This is a genomic window from Streptomyces sp. NPDC048182, assembly GCF_043202555.1.
Lineage (GTDB): Bacteria > Actinomycetota > Actinomycetes > Streptomycetales > Streptomycetaceae > Streptomyces.
On record NZ_JBIDAQ010000020.1, the window covers coordinates 78,334 to 87,399 of the forward strand.

General features: G+C 68.6%; 7 protein-coding genes. 2 read left to right on the forward strand and 5 right to left on the reverse strand.

Going from position 1 to position 9,066, the window contains the following annotated elements; genetic code table 11:
* Positions 1 to 53 precede the first annotated feature (53 nt).
* Genes ACGFZL_RS29950 through ACGFZL_RS29970 form a run of 5 tightly spaced genes read right to left on the reverse strand, consistent with a single transcriptional unit; the run spans position 54 to position 5,636 of the window.
* Positions 54 to 1,121, reverse strand: a complete 1,068-nt coding sequence (locus tag ACGFZL_RS29950; RefSeq protein WP_393696424.1) for an ABC transporter ATP-binding protein — start codon at positions 1,119 to 1,121, stop codon at positions 54 to 56.
* Entirely contained in the window at positions 1,114 to 2,097 is a 984-nt protein-coding gene (locus ACGFZL_RS29955; protein WP_393696426.1) for an ABC transporter ATP-binding protein, read from the reverse strand. The genes ACGFZL_RS29950 and ACGFZL_RS29955 overlap by 8 nt, the downstream gene beginning before the upstream one ends.
* Before the next feature lie 10 nt (positions 2,098 to 2,107).
* Complete coding sequence (locus tag ACGFZL_RS29960; protein WP_355169367.1) at positions 2,108 to 3,085, reverse strand: ABC transporter permease; 978 nt, start codon at positions 3,083 to 3,085, stop codon at positions 2,108 to 2,110.
* The gene (locus ACGFZL_RS29965; protein WP_393696428.1) at positions 3,078 to 4,001 is read right to left on the reverse strand and encodes an ABC transporter permease; all 924 of its coding nucleotides are present in this window, start codon (positions 3,999 to 4,001) and stop codon (positions 3,078 to 3,080) included. The genes ACGFZL_RS29960 and ACGFZL_RS29965 overlap by 8 nt, the downstream gene beginning before the upstream one ends.
* A 9-nt stretch (positions 4,002 to 4,010) precedes the next feature.
* On the reverse strand, positions 4,011 to 5,636 hold the full coding sequence (locus ACGFZL_RS29970; protein ID WP_393696430.1) for an ABC transporter substrate-binding protein: 1,626 nt from the start codon (positions 5,634 to 5,636) through the stop codon (positions 4,011 to 4,013).
* A gap of 426 nt (positions 5,637 to 6,062) precedes the next feature.
* Here ACGFZL_RS29970 and ACGFZL_RS29975 point away from each other — a divergent pair, with 426 nt between their 5' ends.
* Both ACGFZL_RS29975 and ACGFZL_RS29980 read left to right on the forward strand, forming a co-directional pair.
* Positions 6,063 to 7,091, forward strand: a complete 1,029-nt coding sequence (locus tag ACGFZL_RS29975) for an ABC transporter permease (RefSeq protein ID WP_393696432.1) — start codon at positions 6,063 to 6,065, stop codon at positions 7,089 to 7,091.
* 74 nt (positions 7,092 to 7,165) lie between these two features.
* Entirely contained in the window at positions 7,166 to 8,923 is a 1,758-nt protein-coding gene (locus ACGFZL_RS29980) for an ABC transporter substrate-binding protein (protein WP_393696434.1), read from the forward strand.
* Positions 8,924 to 9,066 lie beyond the last annotated feature (143 nt).

Consider the following 9,066-nt stretch of genomic DNA (forward strand, 5'->3'; position numbering starts at 1 on the left):
CTGTTCAGCGTACGGCCGTGCGGGTGCCGTGAGCGGGCCGGGGAGGCGTCTTGTCACCCCGGCCCGCTGCCGTTCCCGCCGCCTGAGCCGGGCTCCTCGGGAGGCACCACCTGCTTCTCCTCCGCGAAGTGGCACGCCGAGTCGTGCGCCGCGGGCCCCGCCACGTCACGGAACTCCGCCGGCACCGCGAGAGCCGGCACCTCAAGGGCGCAGCGCTCGCGCGCCTTCCAGCAGCGGGTGCGGAAGCGGCACCCCGAGGGGATGTTCGTCGGGGACGGCACGTCACCCGCGAGGATGATCCGCTCGCGGTGCTCCCGGGCCTCCGGGTCGGGCACCGGCACGGCGGAGAGCAGCGCCTGGGTGTAGGGGTGGGTCGGGTGGTCGTAGATCTCGGCGTCCCGGCCGGTCTCCACGATGCGCCCGAGGTACATCACGCCGACCCGGTCGGAGATGTGCCGGACGATCGAGAGGTCGTGCGCGATGAAGAGGTAGGACAGGTCGAACTCCTGCTGGAGCCGCGCCATCAGGTTGATCACCTGCGCCTGCACCGACACGTCGAGCGCGGAGACCGGCTCGTCCGCCACGATGATCTCCGGGCGCAGGGCGAGGCCGCGGGCGATGCCGATGCGCTGGCGCTGGCCGCCGGAGAACTGGTGGGGGTAGCGGTTGACGTACTCGGGGTTGAGGCCGACCACGTCCAGCAGCTCCTGCACGCGGCGGCGCCGGTCGCCCTTGGGCGCGACCTCGGGGTGGATGTCGTAGGGCTCGCCGATGATGTCGCCCACCGTCATGCGGGGGTTGAGCGAGGTGTAGGGGTCCTGGAAGACCATCTGGATGTTGCGGCGCACGGCCTTCAGGGCCCGGCCGGACAGGCGGGTGACGTCCTCGCCCTTGTAGCGGATCTCCCCGGCGGTCGGGCGTTCCAGGCCGACCAGCATCTTGGCGACCGTGGACTTGCCGCAGCCGGACTCGCCGACGATGCCGAGGGTCTCGCCGCGGTCGAGGGTGAAGTCGACGCCGTCGACGGCCTTCACGGCGCCGACCTGCCTCTTGACCAGGATGCCGCCGGCGAGCGGGTAGTGCTTGACGAGGCCGCGGACCTCCAGGATCGGCTCAGCCATGCAGGCACTCCCTCCAGAAGTGGCAGGCGCTGCCGCGGTCCCCGTCCGACTCGGTGACCTCGTACAGCGGCGGTTCGTCGGTGCGGCAGACGTCCCGCGCCATCGGGCAGCGCGGGTGGAAGGCGCAGCCGGGCGGGATGCGGGTGAGGTTGGGCGGCAGGCCCTTGATGGCGTACAGCTCGCGGCCCTTGTGGTCCAGGCGCGGGATGGATTCCAGCAGGCCGCGGGTGTACGGGTGGGCGGGCGCCTTGTAGATGTCGTGCACGGGGGCCGTCTCCACGATGCGCCCGGCGTACATGACGGCGATGCGGTCGGCGACGTCGGCGACCACGCCGAGGTCGTGGGTGATGAGGATCAGGCCCATGCGGTACTCCCGCTGGAGTTCCGCGAGCAGCTCCATCACCTGGGCCTGGACGGTGACGTCGAGGGCGGTGGTCGGCTCGTCGGCGATGATCAGCTTGGGCTCCAGGGCCAGCGCCATCGCGATCATGATGCGCTGGCGCATGCCGCCGGAGAACTGGTGCGGGTACTGCCGGACGCGCTCGCGGGCGGCCGGGATGCGCACCCGGTCCATCAGCTCGACGGCCTTGGCGCGGGCGTCCTTGCGGGACATGCCGCGGTGCACGGTGAACATCTCGCCGAGCTGGTCGCCGACGGTGAGGACGGGGTTGAGGGAGGACAGCGCGTCCTGGAAGATCATCGCCATCTCGGCGCCGCGCACCTTGCGGCGCTCCTCCTCCTTCAGCTTCAGCAGGTCCCGGCCCTCGAAGAGGATCTCGCCGCCGGTGACCTTGCCGGGCGGGGTGTCGAGGATGCCCATCACGGTCTGCGCGGTGACGGACTTGCCGGAGCCGGACTCGCCGAGCACGGCGAGGGTCTCCCCCGCGTCGACGGCGTAGCTGACGCCGTTCACGGCGCGGGCGACGCCGTCCCGGGTGCGGAACTCCACGTGCAGGTCGCGTACGTCGAGGAGCATGGCGGCGGGGTCACCTCAGCTTCGGGTCGAGGGCGTCGCGCACCGCGTCGCCGAGCATGATGAAGGCCAGGACGGTCACGGCCAGCGCGCCGGAGGGCCACAGCAGCGCGTGCGGGGCGTTGCGGACGTAGGGCGCGGCGGCGGAGATGTCGATGCCCCAGGAGACGCTGGGCGGCTTGAGGCCGACGCCGAGGAAGGACAGCGTCGCCTCCAGGGCGATGTAGGTGCCCAGCGCGATGGTCGCCACGACGATGACGGGCGCGACGGCGTTGGGCGCGATGTGCCGCAGCAGCAGGCGGGAGTTGGAGGCGCCCAGCGCGCGGGCGGCCTGGACGTAGTCGTTCTGCTTGGCGGTGATGACCGCGCCGCGGGCGATGCGGGAGATCTGCGGCCAGCCGAGCAGCACGATGAAGCCGATGACCGGCCAGACGGTGTTGCTGGTGATGACGGAGAGCAGCACCAGGCCGCCGAGGACGACGGGGATCGCGAAGAACACGTCGGTGATCCGGGAGAGGATCGAGTCGCCGAGCCCGCCGAAGAACCCGGCGAGCCCGCCGAGGACGCTGCCGAGCAGGGCGACGCCCAGGGTGGCGAGGACGCCGACCTCGACCGAGGTGCGGGCGCCGTAGACCGTACGGGTGTACACGTCGCAGCCCTGGCCGTTGAAGCCGAACGGGTGACCCGCCCGGGAGCCGTCCTGGGCGTCGGCCAGGTTGCACTTGAGGGGGTTGCCGGAGGCGATCAGGGAGGGCCAGATGGCGATGACGACCAGGAAGAGGATGACCAGCGCCGAGATCAGGAAGACCGGGTTGCGGCGCAGGTCGTGCCAGGCGTCGGACCACAGGCTGCGCGGCTTCTCCTCGGGTCCGGCGCCGTCGGGTCCGGGCGGCTTCTCCAGGGTGGCCGCCTCGCTGGCGCCGAGGTCCATCTGCCCGCCCATGCCGGTGCCGGCGATGGCGCGCTCGGGCTGGTAGGGCTCCTCAGGCATAGCGGATCCTCGGGTCGAGTACGGCGTACAGGAGGTCGACGACGAGGTTGGCGACCAGGAAGACCAGCACCAGGACGGTGACGAAGCCGACCACGGTCTGCGTGTTCTGCCGCAGGATGCCCTGGTAGAGCTGGTAGCCGACGCCGTGGATGTTGAAGATCCGCTCGGTGACGATGGCGCCGCCCATCAGGGCGCCGATGTCGGTGCCGATGAAGGTGACCACCGGGATGAGGGAGTTGCGCAGCAGGTGCCGGGTGATGACCCGGTGGCGGGGCAGCCCCTTGGCGATGGCGGTGCGGACGTAGTCGGAGCGCCGGTTCTCCGCGATGGAGGTGCGGGTCAGCCGGGTGACGTAGGCGAGGGAGACCGAGGCGAGCACAAGGCCGGGCACGATCAGCTCGCCGAAGGCGGCCTCGGTGGAGACCGCCGGGTCGATCCAGCCCCACTTCACGCCGAGCAGCAGCTGGAGCAGCAGGCCGGTGACGAAGGTCGGCACGGAGATGACGACGAGGGTGAGCAGCAGCACGCCGGTGTCGACGGGGCGGCCGCGGCGCAGGCCGGTGACGACGCCGAGCAGGATGCCGACGACGATCTCGAAGAGGATCGCCACGACGGTCAGCCGGATGGTGACCGGGAAGGCGGTGCCCATCAGCTCGGTGACCGGCTGGCCGTTGAAGGCGGTGCCGAAGTCGCCGGTGAAGACGTTGCCCATGTAGGTCAGGTATTGCTGCCACACCGGCTTGTCGAGGCCGAACTCGCGGCGCAGCTGGGCGGCGGTGGCCGGGTCGCACTGCCGGTCGCCGCAGAGTCCGGCGACGGGGTCGCCCATCACGTTGACCATCAGGAAGATCAGCAGCGTGGCCCCGATGAACACCGGGATCATCTGGAGCAGCCGCCGGACGACGTACCGTCCCATGGCGCCTCCTCAGCTCACCTTGATCTCGTCGTACACCGGGACGCTGAACGGGTTGAGCCGCACGTCGGACAGGCGCTGGGAGTAGCCGGCGCTGCCGTTCTGGTACCAGAGCGGGATGGCGCCCATGTTGTCCCGGAGGACCTCCTCGGCCGACTGGAAGTCCTTCACGGCCTGCGCGGTGTCGCTCTCGCCGTTGGCCTTGTCGATGCGGCTGTCGAACTCCTTGTTCGACCACTTGCCGTCGTTGGAGGAGGCGTTGGTGTAGTAGAGCGGCTGGAGGAAGTTCTGGATGAGCGGGTAGTCCATCTGCCAGCCGGCCCGGAACGGCCCGGGCATCTTGCGGTCGGTGATCTGGTTGCGGAAGTCGGCGAAGGTGCCGACCGGGTTGCCGACGCAGGCGCGGTCGTTGTCCAGGGCGTTGTTGATGGAGTTGCAGACCGCGTCCACCCACTGCCCGTGGGAGCCGGTGTCCGCGTTGTAGGTGATCTTGACCTGGCCGCCGGGCAGCCCGCCGCCCTCCTTGATCAGCCGCTTGGCCTCGTCCGGCTTGAAGTCGCATGCCTCGCCGCACAGCCCCTCCTTGAAGCCGCCGTCCTCGCCGAGCACGGGCGAGGTCCAGTCGGTGGCGGGGGTGCGGGTCTTCTGGAAGATCGTGTCGGTGATCTGCTTGCGGTCGATCGCCATGGACAGGCCCTTGCGGACCTTCTCCAGGCCGGGCTTGTTCCAGTTCTTGTCGTAGAACGGGAAGGCGAGGGTCTGGATGATGCCGGCCGGGGTGTTGATGTAGCGGTCGCCGAGGTCGTTCTTGACGTTCTTGAGCTGGGCGGCCGGCACGTCGTCCACCAGGTCGAGGTTGCCGGCCATCAGGTCGGTGTAGGCGGTGTTGTTGTCGGTGTAGACCTTGAGGTCGACGCCGCCGTTCTGCGCCTTGTCGTCGCCGGGGTACTCCTGCCAGGTCCGCAGGGACATCTGGGAGCCGCGGGCGTAGCTGTCGACCAGGTAGGGGCCGTTGCCGACCGGCTTCTTCAGCCAGCCGGCGTGGTCGTCGAAGAAGGCGCGGGGCAGCGGGGCGTAGGCGGGGTAGCCGAGGGTGTCGGGGAAGGTGGAGAACTTCTGGCCCAGCCTGACGGTGAAGGTGCGCGGCCCGGTCACCTTCAGCCCGGAGAGGGTCTGGGCGCTCTGCTTGCCGCCGTCCTCCGGGTGCACCTTGTCGTAGCCGTCGATGTAGCCGAAGAAGTAGGCGTTGCGCTGGTTGTTCTTCAGGCTCGCGCCGTAGTTCCAGGCGTCCACGAAGGACTGGGCGGTGATCTTCTCGCCGTTGGAGAAGGTCCAGCCGTCCTTGACGGTGATGGTGAAGTTCTGCGAGTCGGTGGTCTCGATCTTCTCGGCGAGCATGTCCTTGGCCTCGCCGGTCCCCGGGTCGTACTTCTTCAGCCCGCGGAAGATCATGTCGAGCACCTTGCCGCCCTGCACCTCGTTGGTGTTGGCCGGCTCCAGCGGGTTCTGCGGGTCGCCCCAGGAGGAGCTGAGCACCGCGCTGTCGGAGGCGCCGCCGCCCCCGCCCCCGCATCCCGTCGCCGCGAGCGCTGCCGCCGCCGCGCAGGCGGCCCACTTGGCGTGCGTGGCTCCGCGCATGGAGTGCCTCCTCTACCCGTGATCACTTATCGGCCAGCATCGGGGCAAAAGGTGCTTACCGCACACGCATGGCTCCCTTTGGCGGAACGCCGAAGGATCTTGGATGACCGGGCACAACGGATCGCCGGCGACCGTTGCCGAACCGTTGGATTACGCCCCCACGGTGTACACATTCCGACACCCCGGCGTCCGGATAACGAACGCGTTGACCGATTAGGGCAGTTGGCCCGATGTAAGACACAGTCCGATCACAGGACGCTACCCGCGTAGCTACAGGATGATCAAGTAAACGCAAAAAAGGTAAAGAGCACCCCAAGGCGAGCGAGAATTTATTGACCCTGAGCGAATTGCGTTGAAAAAGTCCGCCATAGCCCGTAGGGGGACGCCCTGCGGAGTCACTCAGCCTCTCCTCGGGCCAGGAGCACCATGACCCTCCCAACTCCGTCAGCGGCCGCACCGCTGAACGAGGTGACCGACGCGAGCGTCGACAAGGCACCCGCGCCCACCCCCCAGGGCGGCGAGAGCCGCTCCCCCGGTCGCCTCGCCTGGAAGCGCTTCAAGCGCGACCGCACGGGCCTCGTGTCCGCGTGCATCGTGATCTTCTTCTTCGTGATCGCGCTCGCGGCGCCGCTGATAGCCAAGGTGTACGGCAAGGACCCGTACACCACCTACGCCAGCGCGCACCCCGAGCTGCTCGACGCGTTCTCCTACCCGGCCGGCCCCAACGGCGGCATGAGCGGCGACTTCTGGTTCGGCATCGAGCCGCAGCTCGGGCGGGACGTCTTCACCTTCCTGCTCTACGCCATCCGCACCTCGCTGGGGATCGCGGTGGCGGCGACGCTGCTCACCGCGTTCATCGGCATCGTGGTCGGCATCACCGCGGGATACCTCGGCGGCCGGACGGACTACTTCATCGGACGGCTCATCGACATCCTGCTGTCGTTCCCGTCGACCCTGTTCTTCATCGCCTTCATGCCGGTGATCTACGGCCTCTTCGTCGCACCGGACGAGAACATCCCCACCTGGCTGCGCGCCCTGGCGCTGATCCTGGTGCTCTCCGCCTTCGGCTGGGCCTCGCTGGCCCGCCTGCTGCGCGGCCAGGTGCTGGGTCTGCGCGAGCGGGAGTTCGTGGAGGCCGCCAAGGTCACCGGGGCGTCCTCGCGGCGGATCATCTTCAAGGAACTGCTGCCCAACCTGTGGACGCCGATCATCATCCAGACCACGCTGATGCTCCCGGCCTTCGTGACCGCGGAGGCGGGCCTGGCCTTCCTCGGCGTCGGCATGATCGACCCGACACCGGACTGGGGCGTCATGATCCAGCGCGGCGCACAGTTCTACACCGAGGACCTCACCTTCATGCTCTTTCCGGGCCTGTCGATGGTGATCTTCGTCCTCGCGTTCAACCTGCTCGGCGACTCGGTGCGCGACGCGCTCGACCCGAAGTCCAGGCGCTGACCCCGTCCTCCTCCGGCCCGCACAGAGCAGTCCGGCCGGCCCTTCCGTTCCGCTGAACCCTTGGTAGGTGCGCTATGTCCTTCTCCCGCAGAAACTTCATCATCGCGACGGGTGTCGTCGCAGCCTCGTCGACCGTCCTGACCGCCTGTGGCGGCGGCAAGGACGGGGGGTCGAAGAACTCCGCCCCCAAGGTCACCGGCAGCAAGACGATCAACATCCCGGTGGGCACCAAGGCCGACTCCACCGGCCCGGCCCCCGAGGTCAAGGGCGCGGTCAAGGGCGGGACGGTCTACGGCCTGGACCAGTTCGACATGGACCACATGGACCCGGCGCAGATCTACGTCTCCACCGAGGGCGCCATCACCGTCCCGATCATGCGCGGTCTGACCGGCTACAAGATCGACGACAAGGGCAACACCACCCTGGTCGGCGACGCCGCGACCGACGCCGGCACTACCAAGGACGGCGGCAAGACCTGGTCCTTCACCATCAAGGAGGGCCTGAAGTGGGAGGACGGCTCCGACGTCACCATGGATGACGTCCGCCACACCTTCGAGCGGATCTACGCCTCCTTCATCACCGAGGGCCCGCGGTACGTCCAGGACTGGCTGCTCGGCGGCGACAAGTACAAGGGCCCCTTCGAGGGCAAGCACCTCGACGCCATCGAGATCGACGGCCGCACCGTCACCTTCCGCCTCAACGAGGCGCACGGCGACTTCAACTTCACGGTCGCCATGCGCGGCTACTCCCTGGTGCCCAAGAAGCACGACACCAAGGAGAAGTACGACAAGCGCCCGTTCTCCTGCGGCCCCTACAAGATCGGTGCCCGCAGCATCGGCAAGTCGATGACCTACGTGCGCAACGAGCACTGGGACCCGAAGACGGACCCGATCCGCAACGCCTACCCGGACAAGTTCCAGTTCGGCTTCACCTACGAGCTGCTGGCCTCCACCGACCGCTACATAGCGGACCGGGGCAACGACCAGTACGCGATCTCGATCTTCAACGAGGTCGCCTCCGAGCGCGTCGCCCAGGTGCTCACCAACGCCGAGCTGAAGAAGCGGGTCCTCACCCAGGTCGACACGGTCACCTACTACTGGCCGATCAACACCACCCGCATCAAGGACGTCAAGGTCCGCCAGGCCATCAACTGGGCCTGGCCGCACCAGCAGCTCCAGACGATCAAGGGCGGTGCCGCGGTCACCGAGATCGCCACCACGATCCTCAGCCCGGTCACCCCCGGCTACGAGAAGTTCGACCTCTACGGCACCACCAAGAAGCCGGCCGGTGACCCGGAGAAGGCCAAGGCGCTGCTGAAGGAGGCCGGCAAGCTCGGCCAGAAGCTGGTCATCGCCTACCAGTCCTCGGACAACATGGTGAAGCAGGCCGTCGCGATCAAGAACGCCCTGGAGGCGGCGGGCTTCCAGGTGGTCAACAAGCAGCTCGACAAGTCGACCTTCTACACCGCCATCGGCAAGATCGACAACGGCTACGACATGTTCAGCGCCGGCTGGAGCCCGGACTGGCCGGCCGGCTACTCGGTGTTCTACCCCTGCTGGAGCGGCAAGAACATCGGCGACGGCCGCAGCAACTACGCCCAGCTGAACGACCCGAGCGTCAACAAGGCCATCGACGCCGCCGCGAAGATCGCGGACGCGGAGGAGGCCAAGAAGGCCTGGGGCGCCATCGACCGCCAGATCATGGAGCTGGCGCCGGCCGTGCCCGACTACCACTCCATCCGCAACTGGATGCACGGCTCGAAGATCGGCAATGTCGTCTACGACGCCGGCAACACCTGCGTCGCGCTCTGCAAGCTCTACGCGATGAAGTAGCCCGAGCCCGAGCGGGGGGCGGCGGGCCCCCCGGCCCCCCCCCCCCCCGGCGGGGCGGGGGGGGGGGGGGGGGGGGGGGGGGGGGGGGGCGGCGGCGTCTCATCGACGGCCAGACTACGGGGGCATGCCCTATCTGACACGTC

Coding starts and splice junctions, on each gene's coding strand:
- ACGFZL_RS29950 (WP_393696424.1), bottom strand. CDS start 1,121: ATGGCTGAGCCGATCCTGGAGGTCCGCGGCCTCGTCAAGCACTACCCG.
- ACGFZL_RS29955 (WP_393696426.1), bottom strand. CDS start 2,097: ATGCTCCTCGACGTACGCGACCTGCACGTGGAGTTCCGCACCCGGGAC.
- ACGFZL_RS29960 (WP_355169367.1), bottom strand. CDS start 3,085: ATGCCTGAGGAGCCCTACCAGCCCGAGCGCGCCATCGCCGGCACCGGC.
- ACGFZL_RS29965 (WP_393696428.1), bottom strand. CDS start 4,001: ATGGGACGGTACGTCGTCCGGCGGCTGCTCCAGATGATCCCGGTGTTC.
- ACGFZL_RS29970 (WP_393696430.1), bottom strand. CDS start 5,636: ATGCGCGGAGCCACGCACGCCAAGTGGGCCGCCTGCGCGGCGGCGGCA.
- ACGFZL_RS29975 (WP_393696432.1), top strand. CDS start 6,063: ATGACCCTCCCAACTCCGTCAGCGGCCGCACCGCTGAACGAGGTGACC.
- ACGFZL_RS29980 (WP_393696434.1), top strand. CDS start 7,166: ATGTCCTTCTCCCGCAGAAACTTCATCATCGCGACGGGTGTCGTCGCA.